Origin of the sequence: Anaerobacillus sp. CMMVII (assembly GCF_025377685.1) — a bacterium.
Classification (GTDB): Bacteria; Bacillota; Bacilli; order Bacillales; family Anaerobacillaceae; genus Anaerobacillus.
In genome coordinates this window covers 298,113-318,826 of sequence record NZ_JACEHK010000008.1, presented here as the reverse complement: position 1 = coordinate 318,826, position 20,714 = coordinate 298,113, and the positions used below count along the sequence as shown (strand labels likewise).

General features: G+C 35.8%; 27 protein-coding genes and 1 pseudogene. 1 reads left to right on the top strand and 27 read right to left on the bottom strand.

Translation table 11 applies throughout. From position 1 onward, the window contains the following. Positions 1-50: 50 nt before the first annotated feature. From H1D32_RS12375 to H1D32_RS12275, 21 genes and pseudogenes are all read right to left on the bottom strand, one after another. Complete coding sequence (locus H1D32_RS12375) at positions 51-950, bottom strand: GNAT family N-acetyltransferase (protein WP_261178597.1); 900 nt, start codon at positions 948-950, stop codon at positions 51-53. Positions 951-1,646: 696 nt separating this feature from the next. Continuing rightward, a pseudogene (gene panF, locus H1D32_RS12370) lies at positions 1,647-3,088 on the bottom strand (sodium/pantothenate symporter). Continuing rightward, positions 3,085-3,369 carry a YhdT family protein gene (locus tag H1D32_RS12365; protein ID WP_261178596.1) on the bottom strand — a complete coding sequence of 95 codons (285 nt, stop codon included), beginning with the start codon at positions 3,367-3,369 and terminating at the stop codon, positions 3,085-3,087. Before H1D32_RS12365 ends, panF begins: the two are co-directional and overlap by 4 nt. 227 nt (positions 3,370-3,596) lie before the next feature. After that, positions 3,597-4,001 carry a hypothetical protein gene (locus H1D32_RS12360; RefSeq protein WP_261178595.1) on the bottom strand — a complete coding sequence of 135 codons (405 nt, stop codon included), beginning with the start codon at positions 3,999-4,001 and terminating at the stop codon, positions 3,597-3,599. Between the two features lie 101 nt (positions 4,002-4,102). Beyond that, positions 4,103-4,612 carry a hypothetical protein gene (locus H1D32_RS12355; protein ID WP_261178594.1) on the bottom strand — a complete coding sequence of 170 codons (510 nt, stop codon included), beginning with the start codon at positions 4,610-4,612 and terminating at the stop codon, positions 4,103-4,105. Positions 4,613-4,674: 62 nt separating this feature from the next. Then, positions 4,675-5,121: an RNA polymerase sigma factor gene (locus H1D32_RS12350; protein ID WP_261178593.1), complete on the bottom strand. Its 447-nt coding sequence runs from the start codon at positions 5,119-5,121 to the stop codon at positions 4,675-4,677. 305 nt (positions 5,122-5,426) lie between these two features. After that, positions 5,427-5,936 carry a CBO0543 family protein gene (locus tag H1D32_RS12345; protein ID WP_261178592.1) on the bottom strand — a complete coding sequence of 170 codons (510 nt, stop codon included), beginning with the start codon at positions 5,934-5,936 and terminating at the stop codon, positions 5,427-5,429. Between the two features lie 471 nt (positions 5,937-6,407). Then, positions 6,408-7,280 (bottom strand): ABC transporter substrate-binding protein, encoded by an 873-nt coding sequence (locus H1D32_RS12340; protein ID WP_396126183.1) that lies wholly within the window; start codon positions 7,278-7,280, stop codon positions 6,408-6,410. Between the two features lie 114 nt (positions 7,281-7,394). Further along, positions 7,395-7,856 (bottom strand): ABC transporter substrate-binding protein, encoded by a 462-nt coding sequence (locus H1D32_RS12335; RefSeq protein WP_261178591.1) that lies wholly within the window; start codon positions 7,854-7,856, stop codon positions 7,395-7,397. 850 nt (positions 7,857-8,706) lie between these two features. Beyond that, positions 8,707-8,901 (bottom strand): hypothetical protein, encoded by a 195-nt coding sequence (locus tag H1D32_RS12330; RefSeq protein ID WP_261178590.1) that lies wholly within the window; start codon positions 8,899-8,901, stop codon positions 8,707-8,709. A gap of 2 nt (positions 8,902-8,903) precedes the next feature. Next, the gene (locus H1D32_RS12325; RefSeq protein WP_261178589.1) at positions 8,904-9,347 is read right to left on the bottom strand and encodes an HIT family protein; all 444 of its coding nucleotides are present in this window, start codon (positions 9,345-9,347) and stop codon (positions 8,904-8,906) included. A 14-nt stretch (positions 9,348-9,361) separates the two neighbouring features. Beyond that, entirely contained in the window at positions 9,362-9,664 is a 303-nt protein-coding gene (locus tag H1D32_RS12320; protein ID WP_261178588.1) for a hypothetical protein, read from the bottom strand. 178 nt (positions 9,665-9,842) lie between these two features. Continuing rightward, a complete protein-coding gene (locus H1D32_RS12315) occupies positions 9,843-10,280 on the bottom strand; it encodes a GNAT family N-acetyltransferase (protein ID WP_261178587.1) in 438 nt (145 codons plus the stop codon). A 538-nt stretch (positions 10,281-10,818) separates the two neighbouring features. Then, on the bottom strand, positions 10,819-11,319 hold the full coding sequence (locus H1D32_RS12310) for an anti-sigma factor C-terminal domain-containing protein (RefSeq protein WP_261178634.1): 501 nt from the start codon (positions 11,317-11,319) through the stop codon (positions 10,819-10,821). A 5-nt stretch (positions 11,320-11,324) separates the two neighbouring features. Then, positions 11,325-11,804, bottom strand: coding sequence for a sigma factor regulator N-terminal domain-containing protein (locus H1D32_RS12305; RefSeq protein WP_261178586.1), 480 nt, complete (start codon positions 11,802-11,804; stop codon positions 11,325-11,327). Further along, positions 11,794-12,162 (bottom strand): RNA polymerase sigma factor, encoded by a 369-nt coding sequence (locus H1D32_RS12300; RefSeq protein ID WP_261178585.1) that lies wholly within the window; start codon positions 12,160-12,162, stop codon positions 11,794-11,796. Before H1D32_RS12300 ends, H1D32_RS12305 begins: the two co-directional genes overlap by 11 nt. Further along, the gene (locus H1D32_RS12295; RefSeq protein ID WP_261178584.1) at positions 12,132-12,341 is read right to left on the bottom strand and encodes a sigma factor; all 210 of its coding nucleotides are present in this window, start codon (positions 12,339-12,341) and stop codon (positions 12,132-12,134) included. Before H1D32_RS12295 ends, H1D32_RS12300 begins: the two co-directional genes overlap by 31 nt. 250 nt (positions 12,342-12,591) lie before the next feature. Next, entirely contained in the window at positions 12,592-13,041 is a 450-nt protein-coding gene (locus H1D32_RS12290) for a hypothetical protein (protein ID WP_261178583.1), read from the bottom strand. 108 nt (positions 13,042-13,149) lie between these two features. Continuing rightward, the gene (locus H1D32_RS12285; RefSeq protein ID WP_261178582.1) at positions 13,150-13,401 is read right to left on the bottom strand and encodes a hypothetical protein; all 252 of its coding nucleotides are present in this window, start codon (positions 13,399-13,401) and stop codon (positions 13,150-13,152) included. A gap of 40 nt (positions 13,402-13,441) precedes the next feature. Continuing rightward, the gene (locus H1D32_RS12280) at positions 13,442-14,008 is read right to left on the bottom strand and encodes a GNAT family N-acetyltransferase (protein WP_261178581.1); all 567 of its coding nucleotides are present in this window, start codon (positions 14,006-14,008) and stop codon (positions 13,442-13,444) included. A gap of 69 nt (positions 14,009-14,077) precedes the next feature. Then, positions 14,078-14,383, bottom strand: coding sequence for a hypothetical protein (locus H1D32_RS12275; protein ID WP_261178580.1), 306 nt, complete (start codon positions 14,381-14,383; stop codon positions 14,078-14,080). Positions 14,384-14,936: 553 nt separating this feature from the next. Between H1D32_RS12275 and H1D32_RS12270 the strand changes: the two genes are divergently transcribed. Next, positions 14,937-16,178: a TolB family protein gene (locus H1D32_RS12270; RefSeq protein ID WP_261178579.1), complete on the top strand. Its 1,242-nt coding sequence runs from the start codon at positions 14,937-14,939 to the stop codon at positions 16,176-16,178. A 404-nt stretch (positions 16,179-16,582) separates the two neighbouring features. Here H1D32_RS12270 and H1D32_RS12265 read toward each other — a convergent pair whose 3' ends face one another. The 6 genes from H1D32_RS12265 to H1D32_RS12240 form a co-directional block, all read right to left on the bottom strand. Further along, entirely contained in the window at positions 16,583-17,074 is a 492-nt protein-coding gene (locus tag H1D32_RS12265; RefSeq protein ID WP_261178578.1) for a GNAT family N-acetyltransferase, read from the bottom strand. A gap of 217 nt (positions 17,075-17,291) precedes the next feature. After that, positions 17,292-17,633: an RDD family protein gene (locus H1D32_RS12260; protein ID WP_396126178.1), complete on the bottom strand. Its 342-nt coding sequence runs from the start codon at positions 17,631-17,633 to the stop codon at positions 17,292-17,294. 1,071 nt (positions 17,634-18,704) lie between these two features. Next, positions 18,705-19,229 (bottom strand): pentapeptide repeat-containing protein, encoded by a 525-nt coding sequence (locus H1D32_RS12255; RefSeq protein WP_261178577.1) that lies wholly within the window; start codon positions 19,227-19,229, stop codon positions 18,705-18,707. 123 nt (positions 19,230-19,352) lie between these two features. After that, positions 19,353-19,553, bottom strand: coding sequence for a hypothetical protein (locus tag H1D32_RS12250; protein WP_261178576.1), 201 nt, complete (start codon positions 19,551-19,553; stop codon positions 19,353-19,355). Between the two features lie 134 nt (positions 19,554-19,687). Further along, positions 19,688-20,188 (bottom strand): hypothetical protein, encoded by a 501-nt coding sequence (locus H1D32_RS12245; protein ID WP_261178575.1) that lies wholly within the window; start codon positions 20,186-20,188, stop codon positions 19,688-19,690. After that, entirely contained in the window at positions 20,091-20,582 is a 492-nt protein-coding gene (locus H1D32_RS12240) for a hypothetical protein (protein ID WP_261178574.1), read from the bottom strand. Before H1D32_RS12240 ends, H1D32_RS12245 begins: the two co-directional genes overlap by 98 nt. Between the last annotated feature and the right edge of the window lie 132 nt (positions 20,583-20,714).

The window sequence follows — 20,714 nt, the reverse complement described above, 5'->3', positions numbered from 1 at the left end:
TTTCTTTGTGTATAGCTTGTTTGTACCCTTTAAGTAACGCCCTAGTTTTATTAAAATTCTTTGTCCCATGCATATCTTACAAACTTCGGTATAAACCCGGCAGACAAATAGATCGGTAGAGAGGATTCAACGATTACTTCTTCAGCCCCTTGTTCAATGCAGCGGCGAACACTTTCTAATAAGGCAGCTTTTCCTAGTCCAAGTTTCCGAAAATCTGGGTCAGTACATACTGGTTCGACATAACCAACTTTCTTTTCAAGGCAAAGCCACATTCCAACATAGGACGCAAACCTCCCATCTGAGGCTTGGGTTACTATCGTAAGATCCTTCCTGAAATTTGGAGCAGACTGCATTAATTTACGAGCTTCTACTCCATCTTCTGGTGGTTCTCCTTCATGGTTAAATCCCCGCCATTGAACACGGTCGACCTGAATAAGGTCATTATTATCCTCAAGGCTTACTATTTTATAACCTTCAGGAAGAGTTATTGCAGGAAACGGATTTTCCATATTAAAGAAACAAATCGTATGATGTTGCAAATTCACCTCTTGCCTACCATAGCCATGACTTTGAAACAATTGATTTAACTCCACGTCAAAGTCATTTCCATAAACTCTTAGCATTTTCTTTCCGTTATCAATTTTTGCTAAATATTCCTCTGCGTGTTTTAACATGGCAGGCTTCAAGTATGAATATTCTGGGTACACAGTAAAGTACGCCATGCCATCACCTAGCTCATTGTGAACAATTGCAACAATCTTTCCGTTTTCCTCCCAAACTCCACTTTTTCCCGTTAACTTATCTTGATAATACGTATGAAAATGCATATATTCCCACCTAGATGGATGCCAATTACTAAATTTACCTCCCGGTTGATAGGTTTGTATTAATAGTTCAAAGACTTTTTCATAATCGTTCTGACGGTTGTAAAATCTTTTTGTCACAGCCATAAATTCAACCTCCCTTATTAAATGGACATGCTAGTATTTAATAGGTTATTAGAACATTATTCTGCTCCCAAATACATTGAATTCGACATGGAAGCAATAAAAGCTATAAGAAAGGTGCCCCTTCTTATAGCTTATCAACCTTCTTGTCTAATGCTGATGCACGAGTTACCCTCGGGACGGGAACTAAGTCCTCATGAAATGTTCTATAAAAATGACTTTTTCTCGCAATCAGAAAAGAATCCTAAATAACCCAATAAATAGGCAAACATCCATTCTTCTCCTCAAAATATTCAAAAATATGAATTAGCGAGTAGTAATTATCATTTTTATAACAACCTCCCTTTATAATTTAATAAAATCATAGCCCATACACTCTTGTAATTCAATGAAAATTTTGTTAACATTTACCATTTTAAGGATGTGAACTTTCGTATTCAAAACAATTTACAGGGTAGCCCCTATTAAAGTTCACTTTCACCAACAGAGATGTAAATCTATTTTGCTCTAGCTGATTTAATAAGAGAAAGTGAACTTTCGAAGTCAAAACTATTTTCAGGGTTAGACCCCAAAGAAAGTTCACTTTCATCCTCATGGAAGTAGATGTTGTTTATCTAAGCACCAAAAAACTGAAAGTGAACTTCCTTGTGAATATTATTTACAGGTTAACATCGCTGTAACACTTTAAAGCAGTGGGGGTCAGACCCCCACCGCAGCATTTTCCTTTGTAACCAAACTGAAGGCGATGAAGGCGATAAATGAGAAGACAATTGGGAATACAACAGTGTGGATGCCAAACATATTCGGAAAGTATGTATGAACCACAATATAACCAACGATACCAACGATCATTGAAGCGATTGCCCCAAATTTATTCCCTCTATGCCAATAAAGCCCCATAATGACAGGCCATATAAATGTTGCTTGTAAACCACCAAATGAAAATAGATTTAGCCAAATTAGTAAATCCGGTGGGCTTAACGCCATTCCAAAAACAAGTATTCCGAGTATAGATGTCACACCAAAGCTCACTCGCTTCACTTGTTTTATTGTTGCTTGCGGCTTGACGTAATTTAAATAGATGTCTTTAACTACCGCAGAACTTACGAGTAACAATAGTGAGTCGACCGTTGACATAATCGCTGCCATTGGTGCTGCTAATACGATCCCAGCAACCCAAGCCGGTAATACTTCCATAGCAATCATTGGCATGACCGTATCCGCTACTTCAATTCCCGGAAGAACAGCTCTAGCAAACACCCCAGTTAAATGCATTCCTAGCATGATAAACCCAACCACAATTGTTCCTGTGATAAGCGCTCGATGCATCGCTTTAGAATCTTTATAGGCCATCGCCCGAACGGTTACTTGTGGTAACGCAATTACACCGACACCGACTAAAATCCAAAAAGATGAAACGTAGGCTAGCGATAAACCTCCATCATGACCGAATGGGGTCACGAGATTGGGATTTTCAGCAACTAAGTCAGCCATGATTGTAGAAATACCACCACCGGCAATAATTGTCCCAATTAGAATAATTAACGTACCAAGAAACATAACAACTCCTTGAAGAGAGTCAGTCACTGCTACCGCTCTCTAAAACCACCGATAATAACATAAATTAGAACAGCGATCGCAAAAATGAATAAAGCGGTCGTGTATTCTAAGCCCGTAAACGACGAAATTAATCTTGCTCCACCAACCCACTGGGCAGCCATTGCGGAAAAAAGAAAAACGATAATACTAAACGCGGAAATTAAAACAACCCATTTGCTGTTATCATAGCGGTTACGTAAAAAATCGATAAGCGTAATCGCTTTATATTTACGTGCATAAATAGCAAATTTCTTACCAAGAACCATTAAAACAAAATAACCAGTGGCCACTTGGATCATCGCAAGTAAAACCCATCCTAGCCCTTGGGTGTAAGCAACACCTGGACCTCCGATAAAACTGCTCGCACTCCCGTACGTGGCAATCATCGTCATTGCTAAAATAAAGCCACCTAGCTCCCGACTTCCTAGGAAGTATTCCTGTAAAAAATTATTAGACTTTTTAATATGAGCTGACGACCAAAAACCGATCGCAAATATTGCCAGTAAAAATAGTATTAATGGGAGAACAACTTCCCAGTTCATCGAGTTTCCTCCTCTTCATCCTCAAAATCGACTTCAACAAAAAATTTCTTTACCATGATGATGACGAGAATGACCATAACAAGAAAACCAAGAACACAACTATAAAAAAACCAAGCTGGTAATCCAAAAATGTACGTGTAATCTTCAACTGGAGCCGAACCAAGACCATATGCAAAACCATACCACCAAATAAAATTAAAGATCACTAGTCCAACACCAATTAAAGCTTCTCGATGTGCAATCTTGAACCTCGGATCATTTTGATCAATCTGATTTTTCATCTATTTCTCACCTTCTTAACTATAATTTCTTTACCAAAGGAGCTTGCTAGTATCTTAAATTTCGACATCGTTGTTGAAATTCCTTTTTTCAGGGCTTCTGTAATTCTCTGACTAGTATTTCCACCATTAACTGGAAAGATTTAAAAACACACAGATTAAAGGTAATCTGTGTGTTCTGGTAAGATCCTACAATACTTTCTACCCTTCAAAGTATTGAGCCCATTTCTTTAGTTACCGTTATTAAAATGAAACCCAGCTATTTTAAATTCTCTCTTTTCTCTAGTAAACGTAAAGTACCCGATATTTCTTTCGATATTTGGTTCCTGGTCAATCAAGTGCACTTCAACTTCAACAATTAATTCGTACTCAGTGAACCTTCGACTAAATTCAGTAACTTCTATATTTTTCAATTCAAGTTCAGCAAACTCTGAACTTAGTCTGTTTAAGTAGGCATTATTCCAAGTATTCGTGAAGATACTTTCAACTAATTCTGAACGCTCACTAAAACTTAGTTGATGATCGCCTAATTGATAGTACATATTAATTTTTCTAAGTCCGTGGTCTATTAAATGCTCCTCTTGATAAAAGAAGGGTGTAAACATTTGAAACGAAAAGAATAAGAAAAGAAGCAAACTTCCTCCTATTTGTATAGTATAATGCCACCTTAAAGTTACAAGACGTTCAAATAGCTTTTTACCTATCCAAGAAGAAAATAAAACGACAAAAATAAACATCAGACTATAGACAATTTTATTTCATAGATAGTGTTTATATACGTAAGACCCTTTAGTAATAGATAAAAAATGAAAATCGAGACTAATATTCGGAATCCTTTTCCAAAGAAATCCCTCATAAATCGACTCTGCATGTAAAAGCTATCCGTTTTCTTAAATAAATGATTTATCTTTTTATTTTTCCTGACTAAGATGACCACAAATAGTACGAATACGATGAAACTAATTTGAACAGGGGTTGGACCATAAAGATTAACATTCGCCCCAGTAGTAATAAAACCATTAAACTCTTTTGAGATATAAGGAGAAACTAATATCCATAACAATAACCCAACAACTGTGAGGGATACATAGTATGTATAGGGAGTACGCTTATTCGAATGACTCTTTTTTAAATCGGAAAAAATTCTATTTTTTAATTTCGAAGAGTGTTCTTCATTCCAATGGCTCTCTTCATCTAAATTTTTAAGTCTTGCATCCAAATCATGTAGATCGATTTGTTTCTTCATTTAATATCCCTCCTTTACTAGTCTTTCTACTAACATGGGAATTGCCCTATGTAATGTCACCTTCACTTGTTTTCTGGCCAATTTAGAATGTCACTTGTCTCCTTAATGCTAAACCCTTTGATTTTTCGTAAAATTATAACCTCACGATAAGCAGGTTTAAGACTCCCCAAAGCTTTATATAATTCTCTAACTTCTTCTTTCATATCGAGAATATCTTCAGGTAAAGGACTTAAATCCCTTTTATTATGTAAAAAGCTTTCAAAAATCCTAAGTGGCTTACGTCTTCTTAAAAAGTCAATGGTTACATTGTGAGCAATTCGGAACAACCATGTTTTTGTTTCAGACTTACGTTCAAAGGAATCATAGTTGTTATAGGCTCTTAAAAAAGTTTCATGTGTTAGATCTTCTGCCTGTTGATAATCACGAGTCATCATACAAATATATTTAAAAATAGCAGCGCTGTATAAATGATACCAGCCTTCTATTTCAATGTTTTTATTATCTGTCAAAACGTCACCTCCTTCATGTTGTTAAAATATCTTTATTCAGACGAAATGACTTGTGGAAAAGTTACAAAAAACTAAAAAAAATGCAAATAAAAAATCGAACAGTTTGAAGACTGTTCGAAAAAAATCTATTACAAGTCATCTAGTTATTATGGTGCTCTATCCACACGGAATGAAGTTTGCTATATTTTTAATTTCGACATTTTTTTAAAAACACCTTTTTCTACTACCAACTATAGTGTAACTCAAAAAAGACCTGGTGAAATGTCCCAAGCCCTCTAATTTCTATTAACAAAATTATTTAATATCTATTTATAGCTATTGTAATTTTTATTGACCTTTTCATCAGCTTTCCTTACAACAGCAATGACAAGTCTTGTTACTAAAGATTTTAAAATGAGACCAAAGAAAGTATGATACCATTTCCATTTATTGCTCCATTGAATTAAGTCCGTCTTTCTCTCTGCCCAAAGTTCAATAAAAAAAGGTGGGATGGTAATAAGAAAGAGCTTATAAATAATAGGGAAAATCTTATCTTTACTTGTCATTTGATTATACCAAATTGTAAAAGTAGGATACAAAAAGAAATCAAACAGTATATGGGTATCAAAAGCTTTCGAAAATAAGCGTACAGGATACTTAACTATTTTATACTTTGATAATACATTATCAATAAGACCATTTGTAACTGCATTAAATAAATAAACGATAATCCAATCTTTTACAGGAGGTTTCCTACCAATCAATGGAATTAGTGCTAATAAATTTAATATAAGTGCAATTCGCAAAAACTTTCTTTGAGTTTTTTTACTCTTCATATAACAAACATCCTTTATCGCTTCGTTCTTATTAGAATGCTCATTGATTTAGTAACTTATGAATTCAATCTTGATTTAAGCTTTGCATCTTATAAAAGGCTGTTTTTGTAAAGTTTGTTACTTTCGAAAAATCCAAAGGTATCACTACTTATTAAGTAAGCACTGCTCTTTTCTTACTTAATTGTATTCGGTGATAGCTTCCTCTAAGGAGTCTCCCCAATTATTTTAGGTTAAAAAGAAACAAGTTTTTTTGTGCTACGAGTAACCGCAGGAGCAATGTTTTAGAAAAAAAAAGACGGCATCAGCCGTCTGCAAATTCCTTGTCCAAAGTGTTTTTCGATGCATTATTTCTTTTCGACCAATGCTCAAGGTTAACTTCGGTATCAACAAGCTCAAATGTACTTCGATACGGCCGAAAGTGAACATGTCGATTGACTGCAAATAAATCTTGGGGACAGCAAAGAAATAATCCTAATGCTTCCGGTGTACATAGCGATCAACTTCCTTAGCTACCTTTATTCGTTTCTTTTCGCTGATTTCCGAAGCGTACGCCGTGAAAAGATCGTCAAACGACTTTAGTTCCGGCCCCATCCTCAGCGCCCCACTTTCACCAAAAAATTCACGGTGAATAAATGCAGGAATTGCTACTGTAAACAAAGAGAACACATCTGTGAGATACAAATCAATATCTGGTATTCTTCGTTTTTCAGCGATCGACCTTTGCCAATTTTTCTTTTCAGTTTCAGTGATCTTTATTACTTCAACGTTAATCCCTAAACTTACTTCAATATCTTCGGCAATTACCTTGGCTGCCTCACGATACTCAGGAATAACTGCTATTTTTAGGAAACGATTTACTGGCCAGCCGACCTCATGTAAAAGCTGCTTTGCTTCCGTTGGGTTATAGCCAATTGGAGTAATGTCTTCTGGCAATTCTGGCGACCAAGTGGGTGTTAAACTTGGGAGTGATGTCGCATGACCCAAAAAGCCAACTTCAATTAAACGCTTTTTATTCACTGCTAAATTCATTGCATATCTGAGACGTCGATCGTTAAAATTGACATCCGTTTGAAACCGATTGAAGACACCTGCAAAGACACGGTTCGCATTCACTTTTATTAGATTAGCAAAAGGTGCCTCGATGACATGTAAAGCTTCTTTAGGCTCCACCATTGAAACGATATCTACTTGCCCCTCAGTGTTCATACAAAGGTCTAATGCCTGTTCTTTTGTAAGATCATTTCTAAAAATAATTTCAGAAACTCTCGGCCCTCGTTTTTTGTCCCAGTATTGATCGTTTGCGATTAAATGAACATAGGGAGTTCGGAGCTCGCATTCAGTAATCCAGGTTGCTTCATAGGGATTTGTTTTTATGATTGCTTGTTTCGTTTCGATAGATGAATAACCCTTATTTAATAAGAAAGGACCGGTGCCCCACCGGCCTGGTGCATCAAGAATTCACCAGCGCCCCTCACCACTCGCTTCTTTCGCATAACCAAAACCAAGTGTTTCCCAAAACAAATCATTTCCGATATGAACACCTCTTGTTTTTGCTAGGGCCAGTCCCTCTGGCTCTAAAAAGTGAAAGCGAACGGTATAATCATCAACAACTTCTACTCCTCTTTCACGAGGCAGGTTTAACCACGTCCCCGGCGGATGCGGTGCAAGCCACCGTTGTTCTTCCGCAAAGCTACGTACTAAACTTTTCGCGTTAAATACCTCACCATTATGAAAAAGAACCCCTCTTCTTAGCTCTACCTCAAGTGTTGTTTCATTTATCCATCGAACATTCCGAGCTAAAGAAGGTGTAACATTCCCCTCATGATCTGCTCTTACTAATTCCTCCATCGTATGAAAAAGAACAAACAGCCAGTTTAGCGGCGAAGGATCGACAACAAAAATTTTCCCTGTAGTTTTCATCTCATCCCTCCAGACTCAGTTTAATCTATGTATACAATCGTCTAGAAGTTATGGTGCTTGTATTACTACTGTGAAAAAATCAAAACAGTCCAGTTCAATTTATTTGAGCGGTGGTTCCTAGGTCAAAACGAGCTATTTCTCGATCTTTAACATGAACAATTAAGATTGCATCCATCGCATATTTTTGCAACGCATCTAATTTATCTTCAGAAGGAGCAACTTTGTAAAAATCATTCTTTTCATTTGCCCCTAAATAATATTGAATTGAATATTGTCCCTCAGTATCTGGTGAAAGAGTTGGAGTGAGACTTCTTACTGTCTCCGTGCCAACAAAACTGCATTTTGCGAGATAACTTCATCAAATATGTTTTTTCTCATTACTTCTTCAGAAACCTGTTTCAGTTTTTTTTGGAACAATCTTGAAATTTATCCCTTTTTCAGGAAACTCCCTACCACCAATAGTTTTAGTCCCAGTATTTTTTTAAACAAATTGATAATGAAGCGTCGTATGTGTCACCTGTTCTCCTGTTTGCTCCTTAAATACCAAACTACCTTCAACATCATCATTTATTTCGACCGAAGACCTTACTAGTTCAATAGACGGTTGTTGGTTTGAACAGGCTGTTAGAAGAATGACTAAAATCATTATTGTGGAAAGTATTTTTTCCCTTCAATAGAACTTCATGGTAATGCTTAAGCTTGAAAGAATTGATTTAGCCCTTACGTTTACTTTCGTCCATACGATCATTTATTGTTTTTCTCTATTGATCTAATAACAATAATTATAGATTTTCAAAAAAAAATTAATCTTTCTTTCCAGAACCTATAATTGATAATACTAGACCTACTACTACAATAAATATTCAAATCCACCTAGACTTGAATGACTATCTATAGCGATAATTCCGCCAACTAACGTAATGTTTATTGCAAGTAACATTAATTTCAAACCAGAAATCCCTTTTTTTACACTTTTATACATTAAGACTACAAGTAAGATACTTAGACCGAAAACTAACGTTAAAAAAATAATTTCTGCTGGCATAATTAACTCCTTTCTTTCGGTGAGGAGGCACTATTGATAACCCCTACTAATTCATCCCTGGTAGCAACTAGTTTACTTTTAGCAACTTCATTACTTAGGGGTTCTTCAAGGTAAAAATTAGCAAACGATTGATGTTTGTATCTCGGTATGATGTGCATATGGAAATGAGACAAGTCATTAAATACACCTCCGTTTTGACATATAGTTATTCCATCGGGTTTATACAATGTCTTTATCGCCTTTGAGAGTGTTTTTGCTGCATTCATAACTGCATTCGATGTTTCTAAATTTAGTTCATCTACATCAATAAAATGTTCTTTAGGTATTATTAACACGTGGCCCTCATTAAATGGCTCATGGTCTAAAATACAACAAACAAATTGATTTTCATACACCACATTTACTGGTATGTATTTATTTGCTAACATGCATCCCAAGCAATCCATAACCTATTCCTCCATTAATGAACAGTCCCTAAAAAAGAAACAAATAACGTTTTATATTGGTGATACTCTTTTAGATCTGCCTCTAACAGACCACAGGCATATTCAATTTCAACTCTGTAGCCAAAAGCAACTTTTGTAGACTTAATTACACCACAGCCTTCGCAATTAAATCCACAACCATCCATAACCCCTTTTTGTTTATTCTCAAATGCTGATATTGCCCTATTTTCAGCAACCCCCTCTGTAATCCATGGGGAAAAAGCAACGAAAATAATGGTTAATATTGAAAAAATAGTATTCCTAAAAATCTTTTTCACTCTATAATTCCCCTTTCAATCCTATCAAGCTTTCTTTAGTAATACGACAAAATCAATACTTTTCCCTCTTTGTGGAAGATAGAGCGCCAAATCTTTGCACCAAGCTTTAAAAAAAGCCCAATTAGAATAAACTAATCGGACTCTATGTAATGAACCAAATACCATATCGAATTGTCAATTAAATATCTTTCCCCATCATCGCCATACTCGTCCATTCATTAAAGCCATTATTTAAATAGAACTGACTTGTCTTATTTCCTTTAGAGGTAAATAAAATTAGAGTAGTTATTCCATGCTCTTTTAAATTCCCTTCTAATTTTGCAAGCATTTTACTTCCTATCCCTTGGCCTTGAACATCTTTTGCTACAAACATTTCTCTTAGGTTATAATGTTTCCCATCAAAAAATTGTTCATAGTTGCCGAAAATCGCACCTTTTATATGACCTTCCTCCAGATAGAAAACTCCTTCAAAATTGGGCGAAATAAAAATATCATGCAATCTTTCAGTTGCCGTTTCTAACGTCCAATTGTCATTCCAAGGCTCACCATTAAAAACCTCCATATATAGCTTCGTACACTCAGCAATATGTTCTTGTTTAATTCTCCTAATAGACAAAAGTTCATCCACCCTTTTCTGTTTTATTTACAAATTAAGAAGTATTTGACGCACATACAGTTATATAATTTATTCTCTGTTATTCTATTAAATCCTTGATTTTAAAAATATTTTATTTAAAGCCCGTCACTATCTTGAACATTTTCATGGAGATAATCACAAGAAAAGCGCAAGCGCCCTGGGTAGCCAAGTAACTTCCTCGGGGTACTTCTCTGCTTTGCGACGAGTAACCGCAGGAGCAGGTGCTTTTTTTTGCGACGAGTAACCGCAGGAGCAGCGACAAGCAAATGTTCTTCGAGAAAAAAATTGTGCTCTTTCACTTTTATTCTAGGAAAAAGGAAGTTCACTTTTTCTTTCGAAGGTTATTTGACCTCGAGGGGCTGGGCGGTGCTCCTGCGTCACTTCGTTTACTCGTCGCAAAACCTGCAATAAAGTAACTTCATTGATGTGTCTTGGAGCTAGACAGATATTGCGTTGAAATTTTATACATTCTTATCCTAAAAAAAAAGCGTTACCATACAGCAACGCTGGCCAAAAACTACCAATTCCAAAATGTTATTTCTCCCAACTGCACACCCTGGATTTCTTCTAACTCTTTCAATCTTAATAATTCTTTTGTCGGACCAGTCACAACTGCTCCATAAACTAAAAATCCATTTTCTTCGATGAACTGAATGCGTTCTTCAAAATGCTTTGTATTAAATATTGCTTCTGTCAACTTCTGATCCTCTTTATAAATTTGCTTCATATTGTTGATCATCAGTCTTTCGATTACTTCAATATTTTCTCTTGCAGGATTTGCTCTGAAGCCTTCATGATAATCGCTTCTAAATTCACTTCCATGTGTTAATCCCCAAGGTCCAACGGAGATACTATTATCACTCCCCCACCAACCTTCTGAAAAACGATCTAATTCTCCCATATAAATAGGCATCCAATTAATCGTAAGATCATAGCCCTCTAAAAGATCAAACAGCTCATTAGTGGTAAAATAATGTTTTGTTGAAAAAGCGAAATCAGCTACTGTACCTTCATGAATTTTTTCTAACGTATCCCAACACCTGTATGTTCGTTTGCTTCTAATTTTTCACCTGTTTCTGGATGAAACGGGAGCCAAAAATGAAATTTAGGTTCATCACTCTTTTGATAGAATTCAAAATCCAGCTGAGTCATCCCTGTCATCAACGGTTTTTTCACATGAAGATAGCCTACATCTTTTTCTTCTTTACCTAATTTACGATAAATTGGGATAGATGCTTTTTGTGTCAGGATCGGCGAAATCTCATCAAACTGGTTCCCAAATCCACTAGAGATTCCTGGATACTGCCAGTCAATAGCTAGCTGAGAATACGCTATTAACTTTTCTCCTTTCGTTGAATGAAAATAACCGATTGTTACAACCATCATATATGCCCAAAAAAGGAATAAGACCATAAATGCTACTCGGATAATTCGTAGCGTTAAGAAAAATCGATACCGTCTCAATACTTTCTTTTCTTTTTTCTCATTCCACTCAATTGTCATTGTTTTCATTCCTTTCATATAAATGACTTTTTATTGCTAAGTCATGCAGCCGTTTCCGTGCCCGATGAAGTGTTACCTTCACTTGATTTTCATTTAAATCTAGGACAGCTGAAATTTCTTGATACGTCAATTCTTCTTTTTCACGTAAATAGAGAATTGTCCGATACGTCTCGTTCAATTGTTTATAAATATCGTCCATTTCACTTTCGCTTTCTCTACTCATCGCATAGTCTTCCGGTTGCTCATAAGGACTTAACATTTCATTTCGTTTGTGAACGGTTTCGATAAACGGAACCCATTCCCACCTTTTTCTTTTTCTCCATTCATCTAGATAGGCATGTCTGGCAACTTTAAACAACCAGCTTCTACCTCATAATCTTGATAAAATGATAGCGAAATCGTTGCTTTGTAAAAGGTTTCTTGAACTAGATCTTCTGCAATATGGGAGGATCCAGAAAGCCGGTATAAATAATAGTAAAGTGATTTTGCATGTTCCCTATAGATTTCATCAAGTTTGTCTTTCCTGCTACGCTTCAAGCTCTGATCCTCCTCTCACCCCTATAACGAATAAACGCAGAAAATGTTACACTTCGTTTTTACTTTTTTTACAGTCAATTTTTTATAAAAGGACTTTCAGGTCACAGACATCTAAAAGTGTTTCAATGATTAAGAAGAGAGCCTTCCAAAATAGAAAGAAGCAATTACTTTAATGAGTAATTGCCACCCTATAAACTCACGCCCTACCTGTTACTTCCTACCTTATCAAAAATCCTTGAGTACATTTCCCTTATATTTTCTTCGCTAACCACATCATTATATATCCAAAATACCAATAGGTTTCTTCTTCCACCCCAATAGCATAATGATTGCTTACATCCTTTAGATCCAAGTCTTTATCATAGGTTACTTCTTGTTCTAGAAAAGGACGATAAGATGTCGTTGCACCAATAAAGAAAAATGGCAGGTTTGAATTTAGATAAATATCCGCATACTTACCTTGAGAAGCTTCAAGTAACTTTGCTTCCATAATAAATACAGCATCATAGGCTTTTAGATTGTTATCAAACAAATCTTCAAAATCTATTTCTTCAAACACAACTTGATCTTCTTTCACCTCTGGTGCATCTCCGATAACAGCTATATTTAAAGGTCCCCCTTCATACAATTTAAAATCAGGATTTGTCGTACAAGCTGTAAGTCCATATAATAAAATCAAAATTCCAAGAACCTTTTTCATAATTTGCCTCCCTTAAACTAGTAAACTTTCCTTTTTTATATTAACACTATTTCCCTTTTATTTGGGAATACAAAAGAAAAACGTTCCTATAATTAGGAACGCTGCCCATTATTTTTTTATGAAAGGATATTCTTCTCTCACTTCATCATTTACTTTTTTTACTAAATAACCAACTACTAACGAAAATCCGCCGGTTGTAAGAAAAACAAAAGACCTAATTGATCTATTTAAATAAAGTTCATCATAAACATAGCCAGCATATTTAACAGCTTCCAAAGGGAGCGACTGTAACAATCCTAAAATAACAAATACGCTCCCTAACACTAGTAAAATAGTGGACATTCTTTTTAAGCTTTTCATAGTACCCCCTATTAGGCTTTTCTGTAGGTCCCTTATAGTGCTACCCTTTTTTCCTATCTGAATTTATAAAATAAACTAGATTATCCGTCCACTCGTCAAATTCGTATATAAATCCTTTTCTAGTGCATTCATATTCCATTCCAATACTTTCTGCTAGCTTTATAGAGGCTGTATTATCAAGGTTAATGTGAGCCTCTATGCGATGATAATGTAATTTTTCAAAAGCTAAGTTTATTGCTGCTTTTACTGATTCTTTACCATATCCATTTCTCCAAAATTGATTATGAATGGAGTACCCAAATCTGGCCCATTGAAAATCATCCCTCATAATCGTCGAGAAATCTATTGCACCTAAATGGACATTATCTTCTTTTCGAAAAACCCCGAACACATAAACTTTATCTTCTAGAGCCAGCTGTTGGTGCTTGTCCACCAAATCCCCAAACCATTCTTCAGTACAAATACTCATATCTATTTTTCCTTCATCATATTTGTGTTGTGAAGGCAATCTATTCAAAAATTGGGTTAACCAATTGGTATAATCCTCTTTTTCATATGGTCTTATAATCAATCTTTCAGTTTCTTTCTCATAGTTAAAGCAACTCAAACAAACACCTCTTTTTAAAAATTCTCTGAAATTTAGCAACTACTTTTCTACAAGCGACATACTCGTTCACTAGTCTGTTGCATCGTTTGAATAAAGGTCCTTTTCAATTTGCACCCAACTTTTTAAATGTTTTCTCTCTGGATATGATTCTTCATTGTCTTTATTTTGTTCTAATAACTCAATGCCTTTTTGAGTTAAACGGGCTGCATTTATTGAAAAATAATCATTAACACTCAAAACCCTTTCTAAGTATCCATTCCTTTCTAAATAGAAAATAAAGTTTTCAAATTCTCTTTCTTTCAAGCCATAATCGTTGGCCTGCGGTATGAATATGCCTCTATCAATTTCCTTTAAAATACAATAACCGACTCTCATCCTATCCACATCCTAAAACTGTTAATTAAGCCCAATAATCTCATTCTTTATTTCAACAAGAAAACAAAAATACCTGCAATAGTAGCTTCATTCAAAAGATCATTGAAAATACGAGAATATTATTCGATAAGTGAATGAATTTGATAATTTCCTTAACCGAGCTATATCGACTAAATGTAGTTGCAAATGGTTTCTACTGCACTACATTTAGAACTTAGTAGCGAAGTTATGAATTATGAAATTCATTAAAGTATCTGCGAATTTGTTTAATAAACGTTCGTGCAAATTATTTATGGAGCATAGTAAAGATTAGTATTCATAACGATCATTCTAAAAGGAAAGTACCTAGGTATATAATAAGTTAACTAGGTACTTTTAGTGCAGTATAACCAAGCATTGTATAAACGAGCGACAAAATAACCGCTCATTAGCACTTTAAAGCACTGGGGGTCAGACCCCTTATTGGACCCCTTATTGAAGTAACTCCAAACCATACATAATATCCCAACTAAGAAAGATATTAGAGATAAGATTATTTTTAGGGGGATTTATTTTGTCTAGATTATTAATTCTAATGATTGTTTTTTCTTTACTTGCGCCACCTACTGTCGCCTTTGGGACCGCAGAAAAATTACAAGCTGGTTTTATTAGAGATGGCGATCTATGGATTTTTCATAACAATGAGGAAGAACAAATAACGTCGACAGGTAAAGTTTTTGCTACACCGAATTGGTCCAAAGATGGAAAGTGGTTATTATATCAAACTGAGGCTCCTTCTGAATTCCATAAAAATGAGCAGCAGGTCGAGGTTTGGGCTTATCAAATTGAAACAAAGCAAAGCAAAAAGATTTTTTACGATGGCTACTCCCCAAGCTGGGCACCAAATAAACATGTTATCGCTTTTAATAATAAAGGAATTTTAAACATTTCAGATTTTAAAAAGTTCTATAACATTGCAACCGGTGTTGATGATTACGCATGGCTCCCTGACGGAAGTGGATTTCTCCTCTCTTCAGCAGGCGTTCTCCGACCAGACGGATGGTCAAGCGCAAGTTTATTCAAGAAAAAAGTAAATGATCAATATGAAGACATTGTGCTGTTTGGAGGGGTTAACCATTTTTTTACGCTACCAAAGGAAATTGGTATCGGGGAGAAACAAATTATAGCTGTGTACGCTCGTGACTTTTCATACTCTCCTAGTAATAAATGGATTTCCTTTATTGTTTCACCGACCGCTTCATGGTCGATGGATAGTAATATGCTATGTATCATTTCTAGTAATGGAAAGGATTTTGAAGTGTTAGATGAGGTGATTTTAGGTGTGGGAAAACCAAAATGGGCACCCTTCAGTGAGACACTTGCTTTTATTGCAGGAGGTGGTCGTATCGTGTTTGGCTTCAAAGATAAAGATTTAAAAATTCGCGAGATGCCAGTTTCAGGAACATATACCCCACCTAATTTTGCTGATTTGGATTTTGACTGGGTAAACGACAAAATGATTGTGACCTCGAGAATTGAAGAAAGAGAATGGTCAAACGACTTTAGCGAGCATCCGTTACCATCATTGTATTCGATAAATATTGAGACAAATCAACAAGTAGACATAACAAAGCCACCAAAAGGCTACGGAGATTATCAACCACAAATTTTTAGACCCGAAGAAAAATTGGTTTGGTTAAGAGGTACCTCTATTACTGATCAGGATCGAACACTCTGGATTGCCAATCCTGATGGTACTGAAGCCTCAGAATTGCTAAAAAATGTCGATGCGATTGAAATTTACCAAGGTGAATAACAAAAGTAGGGGTGATTACCTTCAATCACCCCTACTTTTTGTTGTTTAGGAAATTATCAAGTTTTCCTACCTGTTGATAAAATTAATTACAGTTATAGTCTAGCTCTAGCGCCCAGCCCCTCGAGGTCAAATAACCTGCCAGATAAAAAGTGAAAAACGCACTTTTTCCTGGCAGAACATTTGCTTGTCGGGGCTAATCGGGGCGCTTACGCTTTGTTCAATTTCACAAACTCAATAAACCAGTAACGGCAATCCAAGGTAAGATGTAACGGGTCGCCCATTCAAAAGAATTAATCATCAGATAGAAACCGTCATAGTTAAACACATTTAAAATAATAAAGATGATAACAAGCATACTGTACCATAAAATAAATACTTCATGAAAACCCTCCTTGTTTAAGTTCTCACACTTCGATCGAAAAAATAGCTTGCTCGGCACCAAACCGTGTAACGATCTTTTCTAACTTCATTCCTACCCTCTCTAAAAGTCTGCAGGAAGAGTTGTTCGCAGTTTGTGTTTCGGCAATGACTCTAGTAAGCTTTAATTCATTGAATGCATAATCGATCATGAATTGAACGACTTCTGTTGCAAATCCATTACCCCAGTACTTCGGTAAAATTTGATATGAAACTTCGAAATCGACCCTATTATGATGTTGGTCAAGAGAAACCAGACCCATGAATTCCCTTGTCACTTGTTCTTTAACAACCCAATAGTAGGAAGGCTCATTGGAATGAAGCATCTCCTCTATGACTACTCCAATGGAACCTTCGTCACGAATGCCACCGAGATATTTTCTTACTTCTTGATTTTGGTATAATTTTTTCACGTCAACGTAATCGCATTTTTGAATGGTACTAATACAACACCTGTTTGTTTGAAACAAAGTTATCACCCATTTTTTCTTAGAGTATTAAATTTCTAATTAGAAAAGCGCAAGCGCCCTGTTAAGCCCCGACTAGCAAATGTTCTTCGAGAAAAAAAGTGTGCTCTTTCACTTTTATTCTCGAAGGTTATTTGACCTCGAGGGGCTGGGCGGTGGAGCTAGACACCAAGTACTAGAAACGCAGATACATTCTTATCTATCAAAAAAAGGCAACCAAAGTCGCCCTTTAATAAGATTCCGTATGCTTTGTCAATTCTGGTGGATTGTATGTTACATAAGTTCCAGCAATAAAATCGTGAATCGAACGTTTATCTTCACGTAAACCCACCATAAAAGCACTTACAATTACGCCGATTCCAAGTGTAAACACATAGACAATCCCGGCAACAATATCACGTAAAAGCATAGTACCGATGCCTACTTTTTCTCCATCAACTCTAGCAATCCGAATCCCGAGTGCCTTCTTCCCAATCGTATAGCCATACCAAACAATAGGCAAGATTAGGTAGTATAGTCTATGAAAGATATCCAGGAACGAAAAGGTTTCTTTATAAAATTCACCGTACAAAGCTAGGGAGAAGAACCCCAACACGAAAATAAAATAATCCCGTCTACAATATTTGCACCCAATCTCACCCAAAAACCCGCCGGATTTTCCACATCCATTAAACAACACCCCTCACGTTAGTCTATGCAAATCTCTATGGGGGTCTGACCCCCAGTGCTTTAAAGCGAAAAAGTTCACCCAACACAACCAAAGTTTTCTCTTACAAGAAGTTTCGCTAGCCTTCTTTTACCATATTTACGAAGCAGTTTCCAAAAAGTTCCCTTTTTTGTTATCTAATCCTTAATTTACTGTGCTTACAGCTTTGACAAGTCCAATCTAGACCATATGATCTCTGTATTAGTGAAAGTAGCTCGTCAATCCCCATTATCAACTTCAATAACAAGATTATTAATATACGGATCTCTTAGTAGATTGATAGGGATCTTATAATCTGCCTTTAACTTGTCACCTACCTGAAAGTGTTCATATTCAGCAACCGTTACCCATACATCAACCTCTCGATACCTGATTTCAAAAACAAAGTGGTGATGCTCATAATAGTACGTATTTCCTCTCCTGACTGGTTCTACTCGATACTTATCAATAATTTCTAATTCACCTGTTTGGAAATATCAAAAAAACCAAGTACATCAATTAAACCTAGTAATAGCAAAAATAACGTGATCGCTTTTTTTCTATTCACATCCATTTTATTCACCTATTTGCAAATATTTCATCTAATAAAAACAATTATTTCAAATATAGTTAATTTTTACAATATAAATATTTAGGAACCAACCTGCACATAAAAAAAGGTGCTTAGCCAATACTCTTGCCAAGCACCTATTTGCTAACCTTCCAAAATAGTTTGGCCTGCTAAAAAAAATCACTCGAAGAGGCTGTCCAAAAGCAAAGTGTCAGACACTTTTGGGACAGCCTCTTCGAAGTGAACCTTATTATTAGCCAACATTTACTCTTTTACCTTTAACCCAAGAAGCCTCGCAAAGCCGATGGCTTGTTCAGGGGAAACTTCGCAACCATCTAAACTTTCTAAGGCAACGTTTAACAGCTCAAATGTACATGTACTAAGATCTATTCCTTTAGTAATGTTTCGGTAAAATTAATATCATTAATATCACACTGTTCAAACTTTACTACACTAAGTTTACTATCATAAAAGTTAGCACTCTGCAGTGAACACTGCTCAAATTTCACCTGTTTTAAAGTAGCTTCTACAAAATCACTCATATTGGCAATGCAATTTTCAAACGCTACATTTTTTAAATTCGCTTCCGATAGATCGAAACCGATTAATTTACATTCTTTAAACACCACTCTATGTATAATTCCTTCAATAAAGCTAGCATTGGACAAGTCACAGTTTTCAAAAATTACATCTGTTAAGTCAATCCGGTTAAAAGAACAATTTACGAAGGTTACATTCTTAAAAATAACTCTAGATAAACCAAGCTTTTCAATGGTCTCATTTTCAATCGTCGTATTGGCGATCAGCCCATCCGTTAAATATGGCTCTTCTTCGTAAAAAGCATCCTGAAAGTTCACTGGGTTCAAACTTGTTGGAATTTTTGGTTGTTCAATTCTCATTTTTTTTGTCATTGTAACACCTTTCTATCTATCCCGCTTTACTTTTACCACAACATACTATCTTTTTCTACTCACCTATTGTATCCTACCATAAAAATTAAACATTTATGAAAATATAAATAGCCCTGATTCGGGCTATTTATATCCTTTCCCTTTTGTCAAAATGCATGGAACACCTTTGCCTATTGCTCCAGGCTTACTCATTCTTTCCAAATACGCTAACCCTCTAGCACATTGATTTTTACAGACAAAGCAAGTATTTGAAGTTACCACTTTCATTGTGGTTGAATATTTGTCATTTGTTACTACGAAAACCTCTTTTTTCTTTTTTGCCATCTGCCATCACTCCTCCGTTTGATGATTTATTCTATGCACCAATTTAGGCGGAGTGAGTGTGTTGAAAATATTTTTTCCAATGCAATTTCCCAAAAAGAAAAGAGATTAGTAAGCACTAACCACTATACTGCAGTTTATTTCTCTAGAAAATCGAATGCATTAAGCACCTTTAAGTAATCAAGCGTTAAGATACCTCGCCACTCTTCCTTTGCAGTTTCCCATTCTTTTTCAAATCTGCCCCAGGTCCAAGTCGGATCCCAGTAACCATCCTCTTTTTGATTCAGTAATAGATACTCAAGATTAATAGGAATGATTTCGGCAAATAAATCATAAAAGCCAGAGCACGGAGACTGCACTACTTGAATAGGAGTTAGGCAATAAGTTTCCCATTCTTTCGGATCGCTTGTCACACAATCATACGCCATTTCTCTTAATTTGCTCTTAATTAGCTTATGCTCCTTGGCAGGAAGTTTTTCAGCTAGTTTAATCAGACTTTGAAACTCATGGTGCTCATATGTTTGTAATTGATTTATGTATTCAACGGCATAATCTGTTAGTTCCCTTAAAATTGAGCTGGAACGATGTCTTGATAGTGATGAAAGTAGCCGAGAATTTCTGCACTTGGATTTCCCCATTCACCTTCTTCTTTATAGTCCCACCAAAAGCACGCGGAGCTGTTTCCACTTCTTTTGGGACAATCTCCCAACCCATCTTCTCTCGATTAAAAGTATTTAATAGAAAATCGACAGCATTTTTTACTACCTCATTTGTCTCTTCAATACCGATCGACGTTAGATATCGTAGACCAATAACTGTGGCTAATGCAGATGAGTGTTCACACCTAAAGTCAGGCTCTAATCCTTTCCCAAACCCACCATCACTATTTTGAAACAGCACCAATTCCTTTACTACATTTTCCTTGCTACCATTCTCAAACTCGTATTCAAATAATGCCTTTTCTAGCTTACGTGCTCTTGTCTTCAAAAATGAACTAGCATTGAACCACTGACGTTCAGATAGTTTCCTCAAAAAATCATCCCTCACTTTGCATATAATTATCTAATTAATCTCCTAGACGTTTCATTACCATTATTCCAAATGCAGAAAATTTTTACAATCTTTAAGTTTTTTTTCAGTAAAAAAGCAAAACAGTATAATAAA